Here is a 21,428-nt window from a genome sequence, read left to right as displayed (position 1 = left end):
TATCGGCTCGGCTCACCGCCGCACAGGACAGGAAGGGCGCCATGGCCAGTCCGGCATCGGTCACGGTGGGCGATGCCATGGGCGGCACGGCAGGCGCGATCCTCGAGGCGGCACGGGTTGAGTTCGCCAGGCACGGCTTTCGCCGGACCAACATCGATGCCGTGGCTCAGCGAGCCGGTGTGAGCCGCCGCACGCTGTACCGGCATTTCCCCACCAAAGAGGCGCTCTTCGAGGAACTCGTCGAGGCCGACACCCAAGTGTTGTTCGTCGAGCTCGGTCACGCCGCCCGCGCCCAGGATGCTGCCGGCGCCATCGTGGAATGCTTCACCCTTGCCATGCGGCGTATCACCGAGAGCCCGCTGGCCACCGCGGTGATCGCCAACGAGCCGGAGCTTCTCATCGGGCTCAACACGCCCAAGGGGGAGCGGGCTTTGATGCGCGCCAGCAATCTGGTTGCCGCGACGCTGCGACTGTGCGGAGTCACCATGCCCGACGAAGCCGTGCAGACCACCGCGGAGATCTTGGTGCGCCTGGTCGGATCGCTGCTCACCAACCGAGGCGGAGTGCTCGACATCAACGACACCGTGGCGGTCCGCGACTACGCGGAAACGCACCTTGCGCGCCTGGTCTGGTGAGGTGCGGGCCCGATCGCCGCTTCTGTGCTGTGCCGGGTCTCCCGGTCGGTGTGTAATCGATTGCGATGCCGTGAGATTCAGATCCGCTGTAGGTCTGTTGCCCCGGAGTCGGCCCGCATGGCCGCCGGACTTCACAAACTCACAGGTTGCTGGTACCTCCAGCAACAGGAAGCTACTTATGCTTTCAGCCATGACTTCGGGGCCGTCGCGGCGGCGGATGACGGCGGAGGCCCGGCGGAACCAGATCCTCGATGTCACGCACGCCATCGTCGACGCCGAGGGGTTTCACGCCGCCACTCCGAACCGGATAGCCCGCGAGGCCGGTATCAACCGATCGCTGATCTATCAGCAGTTCGGTGACCCCGCAGGCTTGTTCGTCGCGTTGATCGATCGCGAGGCTGCGCGGGCGGGCGCCCAGTTCGCCGAGGTGATCTCCGCGACCACCGAGGCCTACGCGGACGGGGTGCTGGTCAGCCGGTTCGACAGCGTGGTCGAGGCCGTCGATGCCCAGCCCGCCACGTGGCGACTGTTTCTGTCGCCGCCGCAGGGGGCGCCGCCGGAACTGCATGAGCGGCTTGCCCAGGCGCAGGAAGTGGTGCGCGCCTATCTGGTGGGCGAGTTGCAGCGCAGCTACCCCGGCCTGCCCGACCCCGACTACACCGCCCGCATGTTTCAGGCGGCCGCCCGCGAGCTTCTGCAGTTGCGCCTCAGCGATCCCCAATCGGCGACCCGCGAGCGGCTGCAGGCCCTGGTGCGGACCTTGGCCGTGCGCGCCGGTTCGTTGGTGGGGTGACCTCCGGGGCCGTCAGTAGGCCCCGGAGTGCTCGAAGATCTTGCGCGGGTTGTCGACCAGCATGGTGTGCAACTGGTCCTCGGTGACGCCGCGCTGGCGCAGCGCGGGCAGCACGTCATTGTGGATGTGCAGGTAGTGCCAGTTGGGTGCGGCCGTCGCGCTCAGGTCGCCGGGTAGGGCGTCGAAGTAGCAGTTGGCGTCGTGGGAGAGCACCATTTTGTCGGCGTGGCCGCGCTCGCACATGGCCGCCACGGTGTTCACCCGCTCCTCGAACGGCAGGAACATGTCGATGCCGAAGCGGTCCATACCCAGATACGATCCCGCCGCGATCAGTTCCTCCAGGTAGCCCAGATCGGTGCTGTCGCCGGAGTGGCCGATCACCACCCGGGACAGGTCGACGCCTTCTTCTTCAAAGATCCGCTGCTGTTCCAGGCCGCGCCGGGTGCCGGCATGGGTGTGGGTGGAGATCGGAACGCCGGTACGCCGGTGGGCGTTGGCCACGGCGCGCAGCACCCGCTCGACGCCGGGAGTGACGCCCGGTTCGTCGGTGGCGCACTTGAGGATTCCAGCCTTGATCCCCGTGTCGGCGATGCCGGACTCGATGTCGCGGACGAACATGTCGGCCATCAGCTCCGGGCCGTCCAGCAGGGTGCCGGGGCCGCGGAAGTGGTAGAAGAACGGGATGTCGTTATAGGTGTAGAGCCCGGTCGCCACCACGATGTTGAGCTCGGTTCCGGCCGCGACCCGGGCGATCCGCGGAATGTAGCGGCCCAGCCCGATCACCGTCAGATCGACGATGGTGTCCACGCCGGCGGCTTTGAGCTCATTGAGCCGGGCGATCGCGTCGGCCACCCGGGCGTCCTCGTCGCCCCAGACTTCCGGATAGTTCTGGGCGAGCTCGGTGGTCATGATGAACACGTGCTCGTGCATCAGCGTGACGCCGAGGTCGGCGGTGTTGATGGGACCGCGCGCGGTCTGGCATTGCGACATGGACCGATCGTATGGACCTTGCGGCGACGGCCGATCGTCTTCGCCGATAATGCCTACGGGTGCTCCAGCAGATTGTCGCGGATGCGGGCGTAGGAGTGGCTGAACAGCTCCACCTCGCGAGGGCTCAGGGAATCGAACAGGCCGGCGCGCACCGCTGCGACATGACCCGGCGCGGCCGTTCGCAGTTTGTTGATGCCCGACTCGGTGAGTGCGGCGTATTGCCCGCGCTTGTCTTCCTCGCACCTGACCTGGCGGACCCAGCCGGCGTCGGTCAGCCGTTTGACCGCACGGGTGACCCCGCTGCGGGTGGTCACGGTGATGTCGGCCAGCTCGTTCATGCGCAGCCGGCGCTCCGGCGCCTCGGACAACAGCGCCAGAATCTCGAAGTCGGCCAGGCTCAGTCCTGAGTCGGCGGTCAATTGCCGGTCCAGGCTGCGCAGCAGCAGGCGTGTGCTGTCGAGATAGCCGCGCCACATGCGTTGTTCCTTCTGACTGAGCCAGCGCGTGTCCATGCTCTCAATGTAGTTGCTTCGAGCATCACTGGACCGGCGAGGTGCTCGCTATATGTGCAATCCATCCCAGGAATGAATCGAAAACTAGTTGCGTTTGCAACTATCAGCTAGAGTGAACAACAAGGAGGGCTTCGCGTGACCAACACCGGTATGCAGTTCGGCATCTTCACCGTCGGCGATGTCACCGCCGACCCGACCACCGGTCGTACGCCGACTGAGGCGGAGCGGATCCGGGCGACCGTGGCGATCGCGAGAAAGGCCGAGGAGGTCGGTCTGGACGTGTTCGCCACCGGCGAGCACCACAACCCGCCATTCGTGCCATCGTCGCCGACCACGCTGCTGGGCTACCTCGCAGCGCAGACCGAGCACATCGTGCTCAGCACCGCGACCACGCTGATCACCACCAACGACCCGGTGAAGATCGCCGAGGACTACAGCGTGCTGCAACACCTCGCCGATGGCCGGGTGGATCTGATGCTGGGTCGCGGAAACACCGGACCGGTGTACCCCTGGTTCGGCAGGGACATCCGGTCCGCGCTGCCGCTGACCGTGGAGAACTACCAGCTGTTGCGCCGGTTGTGGCGCGAGGAGGTCGTCGACTGGACCGGTGAGTACCGTGCTCCGTTGCGCGGTTTCACCCTGGCGCCGCGCCCGCTGGACGGAGTTGCGCCGTTCGTCTGGCACGGGTCGATCCGCAGTCCCGAAATCGCCGAACTCGCCGCGTTTTACGGCGACGGCTTCTTCGCCAACCACATCTTCTGGCCGGCATCGCACACCCAGCGGATGGTGCAGCTCTACCGCGAGCGTTTCGAACACCACGGCCACGGTGGTGCAGACCAGGCGATCGTGGGTCTTGGCGGCCAGGTGTTCCTGCGGCCCAACAGCCAAGACGCGGTGAACGAGTTCCGGCCGTACTTCGACAACGCCCCGGTGTACGGCCACGGGCCCAGCCTCGAGGAGTTCAGCACCCAGACGCCCCTGACGGTCGGTTCGCCCCAGCAGGTGATCGACAAGACTCTGGGGTTCCGGGAATACGTCGGCGACTACCAGCGCCAGCTCTTCCTGATCGACCATGCGGGGCTGCCATTGAAGACCGTGCTCGAACAGCTCGATCTGCTGGGGGAGCACGTTGTGCCGGTGTTGCGCAAAGAGTTCGCCGTCGGCCGGCCCGCCCACGTTCCCGCAGCGCCCACTCACCAGTCCCTCATCGCGGCCGGGCGCACACCGATCCGGGAGGCATCGTGAAGGCAAGTCCTGCTGACCGGCAGGAACTGACACGCACAACAACCAAGGAGAGAAGGCAATGACGAAGCTGGCGGTTATCTACTACTCGGCTACCGGACACGGCACCGCGATGGCCCAGCGAGTGGCCCGGGCAGGTGAGGCCGCCGGCGCGGAGGTCCGTGTGCGGCACATCGAGGAGACGCGCGATCCGGCGAGCTTCGCCCACAACCCGGCGTGGACCGCCAACTACGCGGCCACCAAAGACCTGCCCGCGGCTACCGGCGACGACATTGTGTGGGCGGATGCCGTCATCTTCGGCTCGCCCACCCGATTCGGCTCCCCCGCGGCGCAATTCCGGAACTTCATCGATGGGCTGGGCGGGCTGTGGGCCAAGGGCCAACTGGCCGACAAGGTCTACGCCGGGTTCACCTCGAGTCAGACCGCGCACGGCGGGCAGGAGGCCACGTTGCTGAACCTCTACGTGTCGCTGATGCATTTCGGCGGGATCCTGGTGCCGCCGGGCTACACCGACCCGATCAAGTTCGCCGACGGCAACCCCTACGGCGTCGGGCACGTCACCGGTGCGGACAACCAGAATCAGCTGGACAAGCCCACCCTTGCCGCACTGGACCACCTGGCCACCCGGGCGGTGGGCATCGCCGCCAAGATCGCGGGCTCCTGACCCGCCTCAGGCCACCCACACCGTCTTGAGGTTGCAGAACTCCCGAATGCCGTGGCCCGAGAGCTCGCGGCCGTAGCCGGACCGCTTGATCCCGCCGAACGGCAACTCCGGATAGGACACCGTCATCCCGTTGATGAACACCTGGCCGGCCTCGATCTCGTCGGTGAAACGGCTGATCTCGGCTTCGTCGCGGGTCCAGGCGTTGGAGCCCAGGCCGAACGGGCTGGCGTTGGCGATCTCGATGGCCTCATCGATGTCTGCGGCGCAGTACACCGACGCCACCGGGCCGAACACCTCCTCGGTGAAAATCGCCATGTCGCGGGTGATGTCGGTGATCACGGTGGGCGGGTAGAACCACCCGGGCCGGTTCAGCCGCTTTCCGCCGCAACGGATCACTGCCCCGGCGGCCGCGGCGGCGTCCACCTGTTGCGCGACCTCGTCGCGGCCCGCCTCGGTTGCCAGCGGCCCGATGTCGGTGTCCGGATCGGTCGGATCGCCGACCCGAAGAGCTGACATCTGACTGACGAACTGGGAGGTGAATTCCTTGTAGATGTCGGCGTGGACGATGAATCGCTTTGCTGCGATACATGATTGACCGTTGTTCTGCACCCTGGCGGTAACCGCGGTTGCAACCGCCGAGGCCAGGTCGGCCGAGGGCATCACGATGAACGGGTCGCTGCCGCCCAGTTCCAGCACGGTGCGTTTGATCTCATCGCCGGCGATGGCGGCTACCGAACGGCCGGCGGGTTCGCTACCGGTCAGCGTCGCCGCGGCCACCCGCGGATCACGCAGCACACGCTCGACCGCCCCCGACGGGATCAGCAGGGTCTGGAAGCAACCCTCGGGAAAGCCGGCCCGGGACAAGAGGTCGGCGAGGTACAGGGCGGTCTGGGGCACGTTCGAGGCGTGCTTGAGCAGTCCCACGTTGCCGGCCATCAAGGCCGGGGCGGCAAACCGCACGGCCTGCCACAGCGGGAAGTTCCACGGCATCACCGCCAGTACCACCCCGAGCGGCTGATAGCGCGCGAACGCCTTGGACGCGTTGACCTTCGGCGCGTCGGCGATCTCGTCGGCCAGCAGTTGCTCGCTGTGGTCGGCGTAGTAGCGGAAGCCCTTGACGCACTTGAGTGCTTCGGCCTTTGCCGCTGCCAGGGTCTTGCCCATCTCCAGGGTCATCATGGCGGCGACCTCGTCGGCCTCGGTTTCGAGCAGGCCGGCCGCGGCGTGCATCCACCGGGCGCGCTCGTCGAAACCGGTGCGACGGTATGTGACGAACCTATTCGCCGCGCGGGTGATCGCGGCGTCGACTTCGGCGTCGCTGGCGGCGGTGAACGTCTTGACCGTTTCCCCGGTTGCCGGGTTGATCGTCGCTATCGGTGTTGCGGGCACGCGGAACCCCCTTCGGTGGCTGCAGTGTGACGACTACATGTCCAGCCTGCCACCATCGAACCGCGTAGGCTCGCCACGAGCCAGCATCAGTACGTCGATACGGGAGCCGCCCGATGCGTTTCAACCCACCGCCCACCTGGCCGCCTCCGCCGCCTGGCTGGGCGCCGGATGCCAACTGGGCGCCTGATCCGACCTGGCCGCCCCCACCTCCCGGCTGGCAACTGTGGGTCCACGATGAACCTGGCATGGCCCCCGGCGGCGTCCCGCCCTACGGTGCGCCGTGGCCGGTGCCGGGTCCGCCCGAGCCCAAGCCGCGCAAAGTGCTGTGGCTGTCGCTGGCCGCGGTGGCGGTCGTGGTGATCGCCGGACTGGTACTGGTGCTCGGCGGCCGGTTCGCGGCCGAGGACAAGCCGTCGCGCAAGCCCGACATCACGAATCTGTCGTCGGAGATCCTGGTCGAGCGCTCCGCCTTCCCAGACCCGTCCGGCGGCAAGTGGATCAGCGGCGTCGACAGTGCCGGCGACACCCCGTCGGATATGCCGAATCTGACCGTCGACCCGCCCGAATGTGCCGACTTCTACTCCAGCCCGGCTTCTGCCACCCAGACGGCGACGGCGACCTTGGCCAAGTTTCAGCCCGGCGGCCTGCACACGATGCGGGTGCGGCTGGCGCTGACGCCGGACCACCCCAACCTCAAACGGTTCGTGGAGAAGTGCAAAACCTTCACGCAGACCTTCGAGCAGGGCGGACGTTCGGTGACCACCGATATCCAGCTGGAACCGTTGGAGGCCGACGGGGTACCGCCGTGGGCGGTCGCGACGGTGATCACGAGCGCCAGCAAGGCCACTGTCCGGCTGCCGATCTCGATCACCGCGTCCACCATTTCCGGCTACTACCGCGGCGTGCTGGTCGTTGCCACCAGCAACGACATCGGACTGCGTCCCGATGCCGACGATTCCGGTGATGCCACCCACACCGAGGACCTGGTGCGGCTCTTCAACACCCAGATCGAGAAGCTCGAAGCCGCGCCCTAGCTCGCACGGCGCTGCGTGCGACCAGCGGTGCCTGTCACCACCATGGCGGTGGCTGACAGGACAGCGAGGGAGATCAGTGCCGCCAGCTGGACGCCGGCGGAGTGGCCGGCGTAGCCGTCCACCGACCGCCAGGGATGCCGGCACAGCATCGCCCCCGCGGCGGTCAGCCCACCGGTACTCAACCCCAGCCGGACCGCATCGAAGGCCCGTTGCCGATGCCGCAACGCCCACAGCAAGACCATCGCCGCGCCGAACACCGCCGCTCCGGCGGGCCCGGCGATCAAGAAGCCGACTGCCAGTGCGCCCCCGGAAACCACGCGGCGGCCCGGCTGCCACGGCAGCGCCGGGGGACCGGGATCGCGAGCGCGCCGCGCCGGCCACCAGGCCAGCAAGGCCAGCAGCGGCAGCAGCGCCAGCCCGCCGGCCATCCCGAACCGGTAGAACCGATTGGGCCCGAAGGTCAGGGTGATCGCGCCGTCGGTGCCGGCGGGCAGCACGAAACCCTGCTGCCATCCGTTGACCGCCACCGGCGCCAACCGGGTGCCGTCCGAACTGCGAGCCACCCACCCGCTGTTGATGCTCTCCGGAACCACCAGCACCCGCCCGGCCGCCGCACCGGGCACCGTCACCTCGCGCCGGCCCGCGCCCCACGACCCCAATACCGCCGGCGTCGTCTCGGTGGTGCCGACGGTCGCAGACGCACCGGACAAGGTGGCGCTGTCGACCACGAACGCCGGGCCCGGACTGACCAACAACTCCTGGGCGCCCGGCGGCAACGCGATCGGACGTTGGTCGCACGCCTTGGCCGCCACCGGCTGATCGTCGAGCAACGCTCCGACAGTCGTGGTGATCGTGGTGTGCACAAACCGCCCGGCGATCGCGATGATCGGTCCGTGCCCGCAGCCGACGTGCACCGCACGCGAGCGGTTGCGGGCGGGATCGGCGGGGCGACCGGACGTCCGCCGGCGCCGAGCACGCTGACCTCGGCCAGGCCCGGTGGTTTGAGCTGATCGAAGCCGATCGCCGTGCGGTCGATCACGTCCTCCCAGCCCAGCAGGCTGATCCGGACCTTATCGGTGACGCGCGGTAGCAGGCTTACCTGCTGCTCACCGGATTCGGCTACCTCCCGAACCTGAGGCCCCGACCCCAGATCGATCGCGACCAGGGTGGGCTGCGCCGGCAGCGGAGACCGGCTAGCGGTGAACCGCACTCCGGTCACTTGGACCGGCCGCGGCAAGGTGACGGTCAGGGTGGGCGGCGACCGATGCGCGACCACCCGCTGCGACGCCGTCCACGCCGTGCCCGGATCGCCGTCGGCGGCGGCGTAGGCCGAACCGAGCACATCGAGCACGTCGGCGTCACCGTGGGCCCGCGCGGCACCCGGTTCGGCGATCAGGTCGACCAGGTGCGGGCTCTGCCGTGGCCGTACCCAGACCGTCGGGGTCACCGACATGGCCCGTGGAACGTTCAGGGTGCGGCTGAAGGTGGCGGGCTCCTCGGGCTCCAGCATCATCGACGCCGCGCAGCGCACCGCGCCGTCGACCGGTGCGCAGCCTGCCCGGCCCGGCAGTCCCGCCCCCAGGTCCCACTGCGTCACCTGTGCGCCCGCCGGTGGCGCTGGAACCAGCGCGGTGTGACGCAGGTCGACCGGATGGGCGAAACCCGAGGCGTCGTACTGGGTGACAGCCATATCGGTGATGCCGAACTGCACGCCCGGCGAGCCGTCGTCGGTGCCCGACGCCGTGATGCGCACCCACGGCGTTTCGCCGTAGGGCAGGGCGGCGGTGAGCGGCTCGCCGGCCCGGTCGAAGCGCAGCGTGGTGGTGCCGTTGACGGTGGAGATCTGTATCCGCCGCACCTGCGCGCCCACGGCCGTCGCGCTGGGTGTCACGGTGATAATGCCGTTGGTCAGCGGATGGTCGAAGTCCACCTGCAGCCATTGCCCGACCGCCGACTGCAGCGCGCTGGAGACCCAGGCTGTTCCGGAGTCGCCGTCGATGGCGGCGGCGGGGGAGGTCGACGGCGCCACGTCGGGCAGCGTGGTGGCGTCCGAGGACGAACTGGAGGCGGTGAGCCGGCCGCCGAGCCAACCGCCGAACACGGTGCTGGCGCCGGGCGTCGGATAGTCCGGGACCCGGCTCAGGGTGTGCCGGGCGTCGCCGGCGGCCCGGATCGTCGAAGAGTGGTCGTCCACCCGGCCGTAGTCGGTCTCGCGGGCCAGCGGGGTGTCGGTGACGGTCACCACGGGGGTGGGCAGTCCCGCACGCCGGGCGTCCCCGGTCAGCAACACCGGGCCCAGGGCCGGCTCGCCGCGCAGCCGGCGGTGCTCGTCGAGGCGCAGCAACACCTCGGGGCCGCCGTCGACGCGCGGCATCGCGTCGAGATCGGTCAGATAGGGCGCGCCCGGGTTTGCGTCGGCCGCGGGATCACCGACCCGGTAGATCTCGATCGCCGGATACGCGGGCCGCAGTCCGCTGTCGGCGACGAAGCCCGGGACCGAGCCCGAGCCGACGGGATCGCCGAACTGGGCCACCCGCCGCAGCCCCGGTGAGCCGTCGACGGCACGGTGCACCAGCAGTGGCCGCGCCGAGCGGGAGGTGTCGGGATCGAGGTCGTTGCGCACCACCAAGTAGGAGATGCCCTGCCGGATCAGGGTGTCGGCCAGGCCGGCGGACGGCCGGCCGGAGGCGAACAGGCGCTGCACTGAGTCGAGCGCGCGGATGGTCTGCGGCGGTGTCAGCGGGATCGAGTCGCGCACCCCCCACGGGCCGGCCTCGAGGACCTGCAGCGGCTCGTCGTGGCTGTTTCCCCAGGTCTGGGTGGCGAACGGCGCGCCCGGTGCCACGAGCACGCGGCCCGGGGTGGGCCCGCCGGCGTTGTGTTCGGAGAGCCACGCCGCGGCGTCACGCCAATATTGCGGCAGGGCGCTGAAGGTCCCCGACGGCGTGAGCCGGCCGGTCCAGGCCAGCGAGGTGCTGACCAGCAGGGCCGTCAGGATCACCAGGCCCACCGCGGCTGACTTGTGGTGCTCGGGGTGGGCGAACGCGCGCCGCCACACCGGCCGGGGGGCGCTGCCCGGCAGCGGGATGCGGCCCAGCAGGTGGACGAGCCCCAAGACCAGCGGGATCCGGATCACCGACTCGAGCTTGTGCAGGTTGCGCAGCGGGGCGCCGGCCCCGTCGAGGAAGGACTGCACCGGATGGGCCAGCGGGGAGCCCAGTCCGCCCGCATAGCCGATGGCCAGCAGTGTCACGCCGATCAGCAGCATGGTGACCAGCCGTCCGGCGCCCGGTGTGCGCCGGACGAGCAAGCCGGTCAGACCGGCCAGCCCGGCGGCGGCCACCAAGCAGGTCCCCAGGATCAGCACCGGGCGGGTGACCAGCGGGGACCCCGCGGTGGCGTTCGGCGCGACGAACGGCGTCCAACTGTGTGTGCCGCGCAGCATCTCGGTCAGCGACGTCCACCGGGTGGTCACACCGGCCGATTCGATGAAATCCAAGAACGGCGGGCTGACCCGGCCCAGCAACACCAGGGCCACCAGCCACCAGGCCACCGCCAGAGTCAGCGCTAGCAGCCACCAACCGCTGAAGCGCCACCAGCGGCGGTTCGGGCGGTGGCACAGCCACCAGATCAGGGCCGGCAGGCAACCCGCCAGCGTCGCGACGGCATTGACGGCGCCCATCAGCGCCACCGCGACGCCGGCCTGCCCGGCCAGCTTCCGCGCGGACCGTTGCGGTGCCTGCCGATCCGGATCGCCGGGCCCGCCCAGCGCCCGGATGACCGGCAGCAGCACCCACGGCGCCAGCGCCATGGGCAGTGTCTCCGACGAGATCGAACCCAAGGTCGTGAGCACCCGCGGTGACAGGGCGAACGCGGCGGCGCCGATCAGCCGTGCCGTGGGGCTGCCGATCCGCAACGCCTCGGCGACGCGCAGCAGGCCCCAGAACGCCACCGTGAGCAGCACGGCCCACCACAGTCGCTGAACCAGCCAGCCCGGCAGGCCCAGCAGATCACCGGCCAGGAAAAAGGCGCCGTGCGGAAACAGGTAGCCGTACGCCTGGTTCTGCACCTGGCCGAACGGCAGCTCACTGCTCCACAGGTTGGCGGCCCGCGCCAGGAACCGCAGCGGAGCCAGTGTGAGATCAAGCTTGGTGTCCGGCGAGATCCGCCCGGGCGCCTGCAGCATGCTGCAGGCCAGCGCGGCGGCTCCCACCAGCCAGAGCCAGCGCCGGGACAGCGGAGTCAGCGCCTGCGACGTTGCCGGCAGTTGGTCGAGCGTTGCCGGCGAGCGCAGGTCAGCCGCGGTTGCCGTATTCAACCCTGTTCAGCACCGAAGACTGCGGGTCCCCTCCAGCGATCTGCGGCTTGGTGTCCTGCTGCACCATGAGCGTGACCCCGAAGACGGCGGCGGCACCGAGTAACACCCCCACGACGATGCTGATGGCGGCCGGTACCACGAACCGAGGCATGGTCAGGCTCCTTCTGCACTCTCGTGACGTGTTCGTCGGGGCCATCACCCCCGCTGGCCCCCGCCCGCCAAACTAGCATGTGGGCCTTGTGTGCCCGGTTGTTCCGCCCGTGACAGCATGGTGCGATGCCTGGAACGCTGACTCGACAACTGCCCGGTCTGTTGCTGGCCGCCGTAGCGCTGCCGGCACTTGTCACGTCGTGCTCGCACCGCGACGAGACGCCCGCGCCGTCGTCTGAGGCCGCCCCGACGGCCGCCTCCCCGGCAGCGGACCCGGTGTGTGAGCAGCTGTCCGCCCTGTCGGTGCGCGACAAGCTGGCGCAGCTGGTGATGGTGGGCATCCGCGACGCGGCCGACGCCCGCGCGGTCGTCACCGATCACCACGTCGGCGGCATCTTCATCGGCAGCTGGACTGAGTTGTCCATCCTCACCGATGGTTCGCTGAAGGAGATCAAGGAGAGCCAGGCCCCCACCGGCCCGCTGCCGCTGGCGGTCAGCGTGGACGAGGAGGGCGGTCGGGTGTCGCGGCTGTCGTCGCTGATCGGATCGTCGCCGTCGGCCAAGGAACTCGCGCAGACCAACAGCGCCGAGCAGGTCCGCGAGCTGGCGGCGCAGCGCGGCCGCAAGATGGCCGAGCTGGGCATCACCGTCGACTTCGCGCCGGTGGTCGACGTCGTGGACGCCGACACCGATGACGACACCGTGATCGGTGACCGGTCCTTCGGGGCGGACCCGGCCAAGGTCACCGAGTACGCCGGCGCATACGCCCAGGGATTGCGGGACGCCGGGCTGCTGCCGGTGCTCAAACACTTCCCCGGCCACGGCCACGGCTCCGGCGACTCGCACACCGCCGGCGTGGTGATCACGCCGGACCTGCCGCAGTTGCAGGAGAACGACCTGATTCCCTACCGCACGCTAGTGACCCAGGCCCCGGTAGCGGTCATGATGGGCCACCTGGAGGTCCCCGGGCTCACCGAGGACCCGGCCAGCCTGAGCCCGGCGGCCGTCGAGCTGCTGCGCACCGGCACCGGTTATCGCGCACCGGCTTTCGACGGTCCGGTGTTCAGCGACGATCTGTCGTCGATGGCGGCGATCACCGAGCACTACGGGGTCGCCGAGGCGGTGCTGCGCAGCCTTGCGGCCGGTGTCGACGTGGCGCTGTGGGTCACCACCGACGAGGTGCCGGCGGTGCTCGATCGGTTGGAGCAGGCGGTGTCGGCCGGTGAGCTCAAGCAGGAGGCCATCGACGCCTCGTTGGCCCGGGTGGCTGCGGTCAAGCGGCCAGGTACGCACTGCCACGGGTGATCCCGGCAGCAGGAAGCCAAGTTACTCTTCGGTAAGATCGCGCCGGAGGGGGAACGTGGAAGGACCTCGAGGCGATGGCAGCTGGTAGCAAACGGTTACCGCGGGCCGTGCGTGAACAGCAGATGCTCGACGCCGCGGTCCAGATGTTCTCGATCAACGGCTATCACGAGACCTCGATGGATTCGATCGCCGCTGCCGCCCAGATCTCCAAGCCGATGCTCTACCTGTATTACGGCTCCAAAGAAGAACTGTTCGGGGCCTGCCTGGACCGGGAACTGCGCCGTTTCGTCGAGACGCTGCGTACCGGGATCGATTTTCAGCAGCCGCCGAAAGAGATGCTGAGCAACACGATTCGGGCGTTCCTGCACTATATCGATGCCAACCGGGCGTCGTGGATCGTGATGTACACCCAGGCCACCAGTTCGCAGGCGTTCGCCCACACCGTTCGCGAGGGCCGCGAGCGCATCATCGAACTGGTCGGCCGGTTGCTGCGCGCCGGCACCCGCAAACCCGAACCGGGCGTCGACTTCGAACTCATGGCGGTCGCGCTGGTGGGTGCCGGCGAGGCCATCGCCAGCCGCGTCAGCACCGGCGACACCGGCGTGGACGAAGCCGGCGAACTGATGATCGATCTGTTCTGGCGCGGCCTCAAAGAAGCCCCCGGCGGCCGCGACGGCACCGACGCCGTCGCCGCCGGCTGAGCCGGGGTTGCGCCGGCTACAGCGCCCGCACCGCCCCGGTCAGATACGGGTAGCCCTTGGCGATGTTGCGCAGCGCCAGATCCCAGCCGCCGTCGACCTTGTCGACGTAAAGGCCTGGGCTGGCCGGTAGCAGCATCGGCTTGCCGAACCGCACCGAGTAATCGACCGCATCGGGAAGCACGCCTTCGATGTTGGCCAGCACCGTGGCCGCCGAGAACATCCCGTGCGCGATAGCGGTCGGAAACCCGAACAACTTGGCGCCGATCGAGCTGGTGTGGATCGGGTTGTGGTCTCCGCTCACCGATGCGTAGCGCCGAATCTGCCCGGGGGTGACCCGTAGCACCGCGTTGGGCGGGCCCAGTTTGGGCGGCTTGGCCGGTTCGGGCTTGGGCTCATCGGACAGGCTGGTGCGCTGCTGATGCAAGAACGTGGTCACCTGATTCCAGACCGGTTCGTTGCCGACGTTGATGTCGGTGAGGATGTCGACCAACAAACCCTTGCGGTGCTCCCGCAGGTTCGCCGCCCGAACCGTCACCCCGACCGTGTCGGTGACCGCGATCGGGCGGTGGCGCGTGATGCGGTTCTCGGTGTGCACCGAGCCCATTGCCGCGAAGGGGAAGTCGAACCCGGTCGCCAGCGCCATCACCATCGGAAACGTCAGCGCGAAGGGATAAGTCAGCGGGACCTGGTCGGCGAACCGTAATCCGGTGACGGCCGCGTAGGCGGCTACGTGTTCGGGATCGATGGTCAGCTCGTCGACCCGCAGTGTCCGGTTCGGCAGGGTCTCACTGCGCGGGACGAAGGGCAGTGCCCCGGCGACCGCGCGCACCATGTTTCTCAACCCGCTCGGCTGCGTCACTTCACTCACAGCTGCCCTTCCTTTTCATCACGGGAGTCCCCGCCGCAGCGCGGCCGACGGTCCCACGGCATCGTTGTCGGGGTGGGGGTCAGGCGCCCAGCATGGCTTGGCCGCAGACCCGGATGGTGTTGCCGGTCACCGCATTGGAGGCCGGGCTGGCGAAGTAGCCGATCAGCTCGGCGACGTCGACGGGCTGGCCGCCCTGGAACAGTGAGTTCAGCCGGCGGCCGACCTCGCGGGTGGCCAGCGGGATCGCCGCCGTCATCTCCGTTTCGATGAAGCCCGGGGCCACCGCGTTGATCGTGATGCCCTTCTCCGCCAGCGCCGGAGCCAACGCCTCGGTCAGGCCGATCATCCCGGCCTTGGTGGCCGCGTAGTTCGTCTGACCCCGGTTGCCCGCGATCCCGGCCATCGATGACAGGCCGATCACCCGGCCGCCCGCACCGATGCTGCCGTTGGCGACCAGCCCCTCGGTAAGGCGTTGCGGGGCAAGCAGGTTGACCGCCAGGACAGCGTTCCAGCGGCTGTCGTCCATGTTGGCCAGCAACTTGTCGCGGGTGATGCCGGCGTTGTTGACCAGTACCTCGGCCCTGCCGTCGTGGTGCTGCTTGAGGTGGGCGGTGATCTGCTCCACGGCGTCGTCGGCGGTGACGTCCAGCGCCAGCGCGGTGCCGCCCACCCGGGCGGCGGTCGCGTTGAGTGCCTCGGCGGCGGCCGGAACGTCGATCGCCACCACCGTGGCGCCGTCACGGGCGAACACCTCGGCGATGGTGGCACCGATGCCGCGGGCCGCGCCGGTGATGATCGCGACCTTGCCCTCCAGCGGCTTGTCCCAGTCGGCTGGGGCGGTCGCGTCGTCGGCGCCCACGTAGAACACCTGGCCGTCGACGTACGCCGAGCGGGCCGAGAGAATGAATCGCAGCGTCGATTCCAGACCGGTGGCGCCGGGCTTGGCGTCCGGCGACAGATACACCAGCTGCACCGTGGCGCCGCGCTGCAATTCCTTGCCCAGTGAGCGGGTGAAGCCTTCCAGCGCCCGCTGGGCGATCCGCTCATCGACGCTGCCGGCCGCCTCCGGCGTGGTGCCCACGACCACCAGCCGGCCGCAGCGGCCGACGTTGCGCAGCAGTGGGGTGAAGAACTCGTGCAGTGCGGTCAGCCCCGCGGGCGCGGTGATGCCGGTCGCATCGAAGACCAGCCCGCCGAAGGAGTCGGCCCACCGGCCGCCGAGGTTGTCGCCGACAAGCTGGTAGTCGTCGGCCAGCGCGGCCCGCAGCGGCTCGGCGACCCGGCCCGCGCCGCCGATCAGCAGCGGTCCGGCCAGCGCGGGTTCGCCGACCCGGTAACGGCGCAGGTTCTCGGCCTGCGGTACGCCGAGCTGCTTGGACAGGAACGATCCGGGGGCGGAGTTGAGGATCTGGGACAACAGGTCCGACGAGAACTTCGGGGCCACTGAGCTGCCTTCCGTGTGAGGACGTGCCTGGTGCGCGGTGTCGACAACGAACTTACTCCAGAGTAAGAATACTGGGTAGTATCAGTCCGACCGTCCCCGGCAACGCGGGGGGACCCAGCATCACATCGGAGAGACCGTGTCATCTGCATCTGCTGCTCAACCCGCCGGTACGCGTCGTCGCGTCGCTGTTCTCGGCGGCAATCGCATTCCTTTCGCGCGTTCGGACGGCGCCTACGCCAACGCGTCCAACCAGGACATGTTCACCGCGGCGCTGGGCGGTCTCGTCGACCGTTTCAGCCTGTCCGGCGAGAAGCTGGACGCGGTGGTCGGCGGGGCGGTGCTCAAGCACAGCCGTGACTTCAACCTGATTCGCGAGTGCGTCCTGGGTTCGGCGCTGTCGCCCTACACCCCGGCGTTCGACCTGCAGCAGGCCTGCGGCACCGGGCTGCAGGCAGCGATCTGCGCCGCAGACGGGATCGCTGCCGGCCGCTACGAGATCGCCGCCGCCGGGGGAGTGGACACCACCTCCGATGCGCCGCTGGCGATCGGCAACGAACTGCGCCGCACGCTGCTCGCGCTGCGCCGGGCCAAGTCCACCACGCAGCGGTTGAAGCTGGTCGGCAAGCTGCCCGCAGCGCTGGGTGTCGAAATTCCGGCCAACAAGGAGGCCCGCACCGGTCTGTCGATGGGCGAGCACCAGGCCATCACCACCAAGGCGATGGGAATCAAGCGGATCGACCAGGACGAGCTCGCCGCGGCCAGTCACCGCAACATGGCGGCCGCCTACGATCGCGGCTTCTTCGACGACCTCGTCACGCCCTTCCAGGGGCTCTACCGCGACGACAACCTGCGGCCGCAGTCCAGCCCGGAGAAGCTCGCCACGCTCAAGCCGGTGTTCGGCACGAAGGCCGGCGACGCCACCATGACGGCGGGCAACTCCACTCCGCTCACCGATGGAGCCTCGGTGGCGCTGTTTGCCAGCGAGGAGTGGGCCGCGGCGCGCGGCCTGACTCCGCTGGCCTACTTCGTGGACGCCGAGACGGCGGCGGTCGACTACGTCAACGGCGCCGACGGCCTGCTGATGGCCCCGACCTACGCGGTGCCGCGTCTGCTGGCGCGCAACGGGCTGACCCTGCAGGACTTCGACTTCTACGAGATCCACGAGGCTTTCGCGGCCACGGTTCTGTGCCATCTGGCGGCCTGGGAGTCGCCGGAGTACTGCAAGCAGCGGCTCGGGCTGGATGCGGCGCTGGGGGCCATCGATCGGTCGAAGCTCAACGTCAACGGGTCGTCGCTGGCGTCCGGGCACCCGTTCGCGGCCACCGGCGGCCGGATCGTGGCACAGGCGGCAAAGCAGATCGCGGAGGCGAAGGCAGCCAAGAAGGGTGCCGCGAAGAACAAGCCGGTGCGTGCGCTGATCTCGATCTGTGCCGCCGGAGGCCAGGGCGTGGCCGCCATCCTCGAGGGTTAGACGACCGGCGCCGCCATGCGACGTTTGAGTTGCGGCGTCGCCGGGTAGACCGGGCACGGGCCCTGTTCCGCCGTGGTCACCCGAACCGGTGACCGTAGCCGAGCCGCCTGCTCCGGTCCGCCGTTGAACTGAGGGGATTCAACGGCGGACCGTTTCGGCACTACGGCCGCGCACCGCGCCGAGTGCCTGATCCCACAACAGCAGGGCGCTGGCTTTCAGCCGGGCCGGCTTCGCCAGTTCACGCGCCATCAGAGCGGTGGCCGCCGTCTTGGTCGGCACCGATGCCTTGGAGGTGTGGCCGGAGTCGAACGGCGGCTGCGGGTCGTATTCGATCGACAGTTGAATGGCCTTGGCGCGACCTTCCCCGCCGATCTGGCCGGCCAGCCACAGGCCGAGGTCGATGCCGGCCGACACGCCCGCGCAGGTGACGATGTCCCCGTCGTGGACGATGCGCTCGTCGCCGATCGCGGTGGCGCCGAAGGCTTTCAGGGCGGGCAGCGCCATCCAGTGCGAGGTGGCCCGCTTGCCGGCCAGCAACCCGGCTGCGCCCAGGACGATCGAACCCGAACACACCGATGTTGTCCAGGCCGCCGTGCGGTGAGCGGTCCGGACCCAGTCCAGCAGCTTCTCGTCGCGGGCGTGCTCCATGGTCGTCATCCCGCCGGGGATCACGATCAGGTCGGGGGAGGGGGTCTCGTCGAAGGAATGGGTCGCGCCGACAACCAGGACGCCGGAGTCCGCCGTGACCGGACCCGGTGTGTGCCAGACGAACCGCACGTGGGCGTCCGGAAGCCAGCGCAGCACCTCGTAGGGGCCGATGAAGTCCAGGGCGGTGAAGCCGGGGTAGAGCACGACGGCGATCTGCATGGCTTTCCTTTCAGGCGAACGTCTTGCGGTAGTGATCGGGTGAGACGCCGAGTCGGCGAAGAAACGTGCGCCGCAGCGTCTCTGCGGTGCCGAACCCGCAGCGGCCGGCGATCGCCACGACGGTGTCGTCGGTCTCCTCGAGTTGCCGGCGCGCGGCCTCGGTGCGTACGCGCTCGACGTAGGCGGCCGGCGTCATGCCCACCTCGCCGGTGAAGACCCGGGTGAAGTGGCGGGGGCTCATCGCGGCGTGGGCGGCCAGCTCGGTGAGCCGGTGTGGCCCACCCGGTTGCGAGTCGATCAGTTCCTGCACCTCGCGGATGGGCGCCCGGCGGGCGCGCGGGAGCCACCCGGGCGCCGCGAACTGGGACTGACCGCCGGGTCGGCGCAGATACAGCACCAGCCAGCGGGCCGCCGTCTGTGCCACCTCGGTCCCCAGGTCCTCTTCGACCAGCGTCAGGGACAGATCGATGCCGGCGGTGACTCCGGCCGCGGTCCAGACCGTGTCCGAACTACGCAGGAAGATCGGCTCCGGGTCGACGGTGACGGCCGGGAACTGCCGGGCCAGGGCCTCGGCGAACGCCCAATGCGTGGTGGCCCGGCATCCGTCGAGCAGGCCCGCCTGGGCGGCCAGGAACGCACCGGTGCACACGCTGACCACCCGCCGGGCGTGGGCGGAGGCGCGGCGGATCCAGGCGATGGTGGCCGGGTCTGCCTGTGCGGCATGGATGCCCACCCCGCCGGGCAGCAGCAGGGTGTCGATGGACTCGTCGGGTGCGGGCAGGGGGCTGGGCTGCAGCGTGAGTCCGCTGCTGGTGGCGATCGGCGCGCCGTCGGCGCTGGCCACCGTGACCTCGTAGCCATCGTGGTCGCCGCCCAGGGCGAGCGCCGCCAACGTGGCGGTGGCGAACACTTCGGACGGCCCGAACACGTCCAGCGCCTGAATCCCGGCGTAGCCCAGGATGACGACCTTGCGTGCCATGCGATCAGTCTCCGGCGCACGGGCGGTGGCGTCTACGCCATACATCCCACAAATCAGGACAACCCGCCGGTGCCCCAACGGCAGCAGGCCCCCAGGGGGTCTCCCCGGGGGCCTGCGCGGCCTGCGGTCAGCGCTTAGAACGCTGCTTCGTCGAGCTCCATGATGTCGTTGTCGATGGCCTCGATCACCGAGCGAGTGCTGGTCAGCAACGGCAGGAAGTTCTTGGTGAAGAACGACGCCACCGCGATCTTGCCCTCGTAGAAGGACCGGTCGGCCCCCTGCGCGCCGGCGTCGAGCTTGGCCACTGCCACGGCGGCCTGGCGGGTCAGCAACCAGCCGATCATCAGGTCGCCGACGCTCATCAGGAAGCGCACCGAGCCGAGGCCCACCTTGTAGATGCTGGAGGCATCTTCCTGCGCGGCCATCAGGTAGCCGGTCAGCGCCGCCGCCATGCCCTGCACGTCGGCCAGGGCGGAGGCCAGCAGTTCCCGTTCGGCCTTCAACCGGCCGTTGCCGGTCTCGTTCTTGATGAACGTCTCGATCTCGCCGGCCAGGTGGCCCAGGGCGACACCCTTGTCGCGGATGATCTTGCGGAAGAAGAAGTCCTGGGCCTGAATTGCCGTGGTGCCCTCGTAGAGGGAGTCGATCTTGGCGTCCCGGATGTACTGCTCGATCGGGTAGTCCTGGAGGAAGCCCGAGCCACCCAGGGTCTGAAGGCTCTCGGTGAGCTTGGCGTAGGCCTGCTCGGAGCCGACGCCCTTGACGACCGGCAGCATCAGGTCGTTGATCCGGACCGCGAGGTCGGCGTCCACCCCGTGCAGCGCCTTGGCCACCGGGGCGTCCTGGAAGGTCGCGGTGTACATGTAGAGCGCCCGCAGGCCCTCGGCGTAGGCCTTCTGGGTCATCAGGGACCGACGGACGTCCGGGTGGTGGGTGATGGTCACCCGCGGCGCGGTCTTGTCGGTCATCTGGGTCAGGTCGGCGCCCTGCACCCGTTCCTTGGCGTATGCCAGCGCGTTGAGGTAGCCGGTGGACAGTGTGGCGATGGCCTTGGTGCCCACCATCATGCGGGCCTGCTCGATGACCTCGAACATCTGCGCGATTCCGTTGTGGACGTCGCCGACCAGCCAGCCCTTGGCCGGCACTCCGTGCTGACCGAAGGTCAACTCGCAGGTGGCCGAGACCTTCAGGCCCATCTTGTGTTCGACGTTGGTGACGAACGCCCCGTTGCGCTCACCGAGTTCGCCGGTCTCGAAGTCGAACAAGAACTTCGGCACGAAGAACAACGAGAGGCCCTTGGTGCCCGGCTTGGCGCCCTCGGGGCGGGCCAGCACCAGGTGGAAGATGTTCTCGAACAGGTCGTCGGAGTCGGCCGAGGTGATGAATCGCTTGACGCCCTCGATGTGCCACGAGCCGTCGGGCTGCTGCACGGCCTTGGTGCGGCCGGCGCCCACGTCCGAGCCGGCGTCCGGCTCGGTGAGCACCATGGTCGAACCCCAACCGCGCTCTGCGGCGAGGACGGCCCACTTCTTCTGCTCCTCGGTGGCGATGTTGTAGAAGATGTTGGCGAAGCCGGCGCCGCCGCCGTACATCCACACCGCCGGGTTGGCGCCCAGGATGTGCTCCTGCAGGGCCCACATCAGCGCCTTGGGCATCGGCACGCCGCCCAGCTCTTCGATGACACCGACCCGGTCCCAGCCGCCTTCCAGATTGGCGCGCACCGACTTCTTGAACGACTCGGGCAGGGTGACCGAATGGGTCTCCGGGTTGAACACCGGGGGGTTGCGGTCGCCCTCGACGAACGATGCGGCAATCGGCCCCTCGGCCAGGCGAACCATCTCGCCGAGCATCTCCTGAGCGGTGTCGAGGTCCAGGTCGGCGTAGTCGCCCTCGCCGAAGACCTGGTCCAGGCCGAATACCTCAAAGAGGTTGAAGACCTGGTCGCGGACATTGCTCTTGTAGTGGCTCACTCTTCCTCCTCATGGAATGCCACCTGTGGTTGGGTACTCAGGCTTAAGTTACCCACCAGTAACGTAACCTGAAATATACTCGCCGGTAGCCATAGT

17 protein-coding genes and 1 pseudogene are annotated in these 21,428 nt (G+C 69.0%); 8 read left to right on the top strand and 10 right to left on the bottom strand.

Features of this window, described 5'->3' with window-relative positions:
* Positions 1-41: 41 nt before the first annotated feature.
* Together G6N14_RS16430 and G6N14_RS16425 are read left to right on the top strand one after the other, a co-directional pair.
* A complete protein-coding gene (locus G6N14_RS16430; protein WP_109559672.1) occupies positions 42-635 on the top strand; it encodes a TetR/AcrR family transcriptional regulator in 594 nt (197 codons plus the stop codon).
* A gap of 217 nt (positions 636-852) precedes the next feature.
* Positions 853-1,428: a TetR/AcrR family transcriptional regulator gene (locus tag G6N14_RS16425; RefSeq protein WP_085134158.1), complete on the top strand. Its 576-nt coding sequence runs from the start codon at positions 853-855 to the stop codon at positions 1,426-1,428.
* A 12-nt stretch (positions 1,429-1,440) separates the two neighbouring features.
* On the opposite strand, the gene G6N14_RS16420 is transcribed toward G6N14_RS16425, so the two are convergent.
* The gene (locus G6N14_RS16420; protein WP_085134157.1) at positions 1,441-2,418 is read right to left on the bottom strand and encodes a phosphotriesterase family protein; all 978 of its coding nucleotides are present in this window, start codon (positions 2,416-2,418) and stop codon (positions 1,441-1,443) included.
* A 53-nt stretch (positions 2,419-2,471) separates the two neighbouring features.
* The gene (locus tag G6N14_RS16415; protein WP_109559671.1) at positions 2,472-2,930 is read right to left on the bottom strand and encodes a MarR family winged helix-turn-helix transcriptional regulator; all 459 of its coding nucleotides are present in this window, start codon (positions 2,928-2,930) and stop codon (positions 2,472-2,474) included.
* Positions 2,931-3,080: 150 nt separating this feature from the next.
* On the opposite strand from G6N14_RS16415, the gene G6N14_RS16410 reads away from it, so the two are divergent.
* Together G6N14_RS16410 and wrbA are read left to right on the top strand one after the other, a co-directional pair.
* Positions 3,081-4,175, top strand: coding sequence for an LLM class flavin-dependent oxidoreductase (locus tag G6N14_RS16410; protein WP_085134212.1), 1,095 nt, complete (start codon positions 3,081-3,083; stop codon positions 4,173-4,175).
* Positions 4,176-4,233: 58 nt separating this feature from the next.
* The gene (wrbA, locus tag G6N14_RS16405) at positions 4,234-4,836 is read left to right on the top strand and encodes an NAD(P)H:quinone oxidoreductase (RefSeq protein ID WP_085134155.1); all 603 of its coding nucleotides are present in this window, start codon (positions 4,234-4,236) and stop codon (positions 4,834-4,836) included.
* 6 nt (positions 4,837-4,842) lie between these two features.
* On the opposite strand, the gene G6N14_RS16400 is transcribed toward wrbA, so the two are convergent.
* Positions 4,843-6,225, bottom strand: a complete 1,383-nt coding sequence (locus G6N14_RS16400) for an NADP-dependent succinic semialdehyde dehydrogenase (protein ID WP_085134154.1) — start codon at positions 6,223-6,225, stop codon at positions 4,843-4,845.
* 245 nt (positions 6,226-6,470) lie between these two features.
* Between G6N14_RS16400 and G6N14_RS16395 the strand changes: the two genes are divergently transcribed.
* Positions 6,471-7,259, top strand: coding sequence for a hypothetical protein (locus G6N14_RS16395; RefSeq protein WP_234808787.1), 789 nt, complete (start codon positions 6,471-6,473; stop codon positions 7,257-7,259).
* Here the strand turns inward: G6N14_RS16395 and G6N14_RS16390 are convergent.
* Both G6N14_RS16390 and G6N14_RS16385 read right to left on the bottom strand, forming a co-directional pair.
* Positions 7,256-11,445 (bottom strand): annotated as a pseudogene (locus G6N14_RS16390) (alpha-(1->3)-arabinofuranosyltransferase domain-containing protein). The gene G6N14_RS16395 and the pseudogene G6N14_RS16390 sit on opposite strands and share 4 nt — an antisense overlap.
* A 109-nt stretch (positions 11,446-11,554) precedes the next feature.
* A complete protein-coding gene (locus G6N14_RS16385; protein WP_013827163.1) occupies positions 11,555-11,728 on the bottom strand; it encodes a DUF2613 domain-containing protein in 174 nt (57 codons plus the stop codon).
* 125 nt (positions 11,729-11,853) lie between these two features.
* On the opposite strand from G6N14_RS16385, the gene G6N14_RS16380 reads away from it, so the two are divergent.
* Positions 11,854-13,032 carry a glycoside hydrolase family 3 N-terminal domain-containing protein gene (locus G6N14_RS16380; protein WP_085134152.1) on the top strand — a complete coding sequence of 393 codons (1,179 nt, stop codon included), beginning with the start codon at positions 11,854-11,856 and terminating at the stop codon, positions 13,030-13,032.
* Between the two features lie 74 nt (positions 13,033-13,106).
* Complete coding sequence (locus tag G6N14_RS16375; RefSeq protein WP_085134151.1) at positions 13,107-13,733, top strand: TetR/AcrR family transcriptional regulator; 627 nt, start codon at positions 13,107-13,109, stop codon at positions 13,731-13,733.
* A gap of 16 nt (positions 13,734-13,749) precedes the next feature.
* Here the strand turns inward: G6N14_RS16375 and G6N14_RS16370 are convergent, their stop codons facing one another.
* Both G6N14_RS16370 and G6N14_RS16365 read right to left on the bottom strand, forming a co-directional pair.
* Positions 13,750-14,592, bottom strand: a complete 843-nt coding sequence (locus G6N14_RS16370; protein ID WP_085134210.1) for a MaoC/PaaZ C-terminal domain-containing protein — start codon at positions 14,590-14,592, stop codon at positions 13,750-13,752.
* An 88-nt stretch (positions 14,593-14,680) separates the two neighbouring features.
* Complete coding sequence (locus G6N14_RS16365) at positions 14,681-16,045, bottom strand: 3-oxoacyl-ACP reductase (protein ID WP_085134150.1); 1,365 nt, start codon at positions 16,043-16,045, stop codon at positions 14,681-14,683.
* A 136-nt stretch (positions 16,046-16,181) separates the two neighbouring features.
* On the opposite strand from G6N14_RS16365, the gene G6N14_RS16360 reads away from it, so the two are divergent.
* Positions 16,182-17,516, top strand: a complete 1,335-nt coding sequence (locus G6N14_RS16360; RefSeq protein ID WP_085134149.1) for an acetyl-CoA C-acetyltransferase — start codon at positions 16,182-16,184, stop codon at positions 17,514-17,516.
* A 138-nt stretch (positions 17,517-17,654) separates the two neighbouring features.
* Here G6N14_RS16360 and G6N14_RS16355 read toward each other — a convergent pair whose 3' ends face one another.
* From G6N14_RS16355 to G6N14_RS16345, 3 genes are all read right to left on the bottom strand, one after another.
* Positions 17,655-18,383 (bottom strand): DJ-1/PfpI family protein, encoded by a 729-nt coding sequence (locus tag G6N14_RS16355; RefSeq protein ID WP_085134148.1) that lies wholly within the window; start codon positions 18,381-18,383, stop codon positions 17,655-17,657.
* Positions 18,384-18,393: 10 nt separating this feature from the next.
* On the bottom strand, positions 18,394-19,362 hold the full coding sequence (locus G6N14_RS16350; protein WP_085134147.1) for a GlxA family transcriptional regulator: 969 nt from the start codon (positions 19,360-19,362) through the stop codon (positions 18,394-18,396).
* 134 nt (positions 19,363-19,496) lie between these two features.
* On the bottom strand, positions 19,497-21,332 hold the full coding sequence (locus tag G6N14_RS16345; protein ID WP_085134146.1) for an acyl-CoA dehydrogenase: 1,836 nt from the start codon (positions 21,330-21,332) through the stop codon (positions 19,497-19,499).
* Between the last annotated feature and the right edge of the window lie 96 nt (positions 21,333-21,428).

Source organism: Mycolicibacter hiberniae (genome assembly GCF_010729485.1).
GTDB lineage: Bacteria > Actinomycetota > Actinomycetes > Mycobacteriales > Mycobacteriaceae > Mycobacterium > Mycobacterium hiberniae.
Note: the sequence above shows the minus strand (reverse complement) of the source record. Positions and strands in the feature narration are given on the sequence as shown.

What these genes read in the sequence shown, in the direction of transcription:
- G6N14_RS16395 (WP_234808787.1), top strand. Translation starts at nt 6,471, where the DNA reads ATGGCCCCCGGCGGCGTCCCGCCCTACGGTGCGCCGTGGCCGGTGCCG.
- G6N14_RS16350 (WP_085134147.1), bottom strand. Translation starts at nt 19,362, where the DNA reads ATGGCACGCAAGGTCGTCATCCTGGGCTACGCCGGGATTCAGGCGCTG.
- G6N14_RS16425 (WP_085134158.1), top strand. Translation starts at nt 853, where the DNA reads ATGACGGCGGAGGCCCGGCGGAACCAGATCCTCGATGTCACGCACGCC.
- G6N14_RS16430 (WP_109559672.1), top strand. Translation starts at nt 42, where the DNA reads ATGGCCAGTCCGGCATCGGTCACGGTGGGCGATGCCATGGGCGGCACG.
- G6N14_RS16415 (WP_109559671.1), bottom strand. Translation starts at nt 2,930, where the DNA reads ATGGACACGCGCTGGCTCAGTCAGAAGGAACAACGCATGTGGCGCGGC.
- wrbA (WP_085134155.1), top strand. Translation starts at nt 4,234, where the DNA reads ATGACGAAGCTGGCGGTTATCTACTACTCGGCTACCGGACACGGCACC.
- G6N14_RS16380 (WP_085134152.1), top strand. Translation starts at nt 11,854, where the DNA reads ATGCCTGGAACGCTGACTCGACAACTGCCCGGTCTGTTGCTGGCCGCC.
- G6N14_RS16420 (WP_085134157.1), bottom strand. Translation starts at nt 2,418, where the DNA reads ATGTCGCAATGCCAGACCGCGCGCGGTCCCATCAACACCGCCGACCTC.
- G6N14_RS16410 (WP_085134212.1), top strand. Translation starts at nt 3,081, where the DNA reads ATGCAGTTCGGCATCTTCACCGTCGGCGATGTCACCGCCGACCCGACC.
- G6N14_RS16375 (WP_085134151.1), top strand. Translation starts at nt 13,107, where the DNA reads ATGGCAGCTGGTAGCAAACGGTTACCGCGGGCCGTGCGTGAACAGCAG.
- G6N14_RS16355 (WP_085134148.1), bottom strand. Translation starts at nt 18,383, where the DNA reads ATGCAGATCGCCGTCGTGCTCTACCCCGGCTTCACCGCCCTGGACTTC.
- G6N14_RS16385 (WP_013827163.1), bottom strand. Translation starts at nt 11,728, where the DNA reads ATGCCTCGGTTCGTGGTACCGGCCGCCATCAGCATCGTCGTGGGGGTG.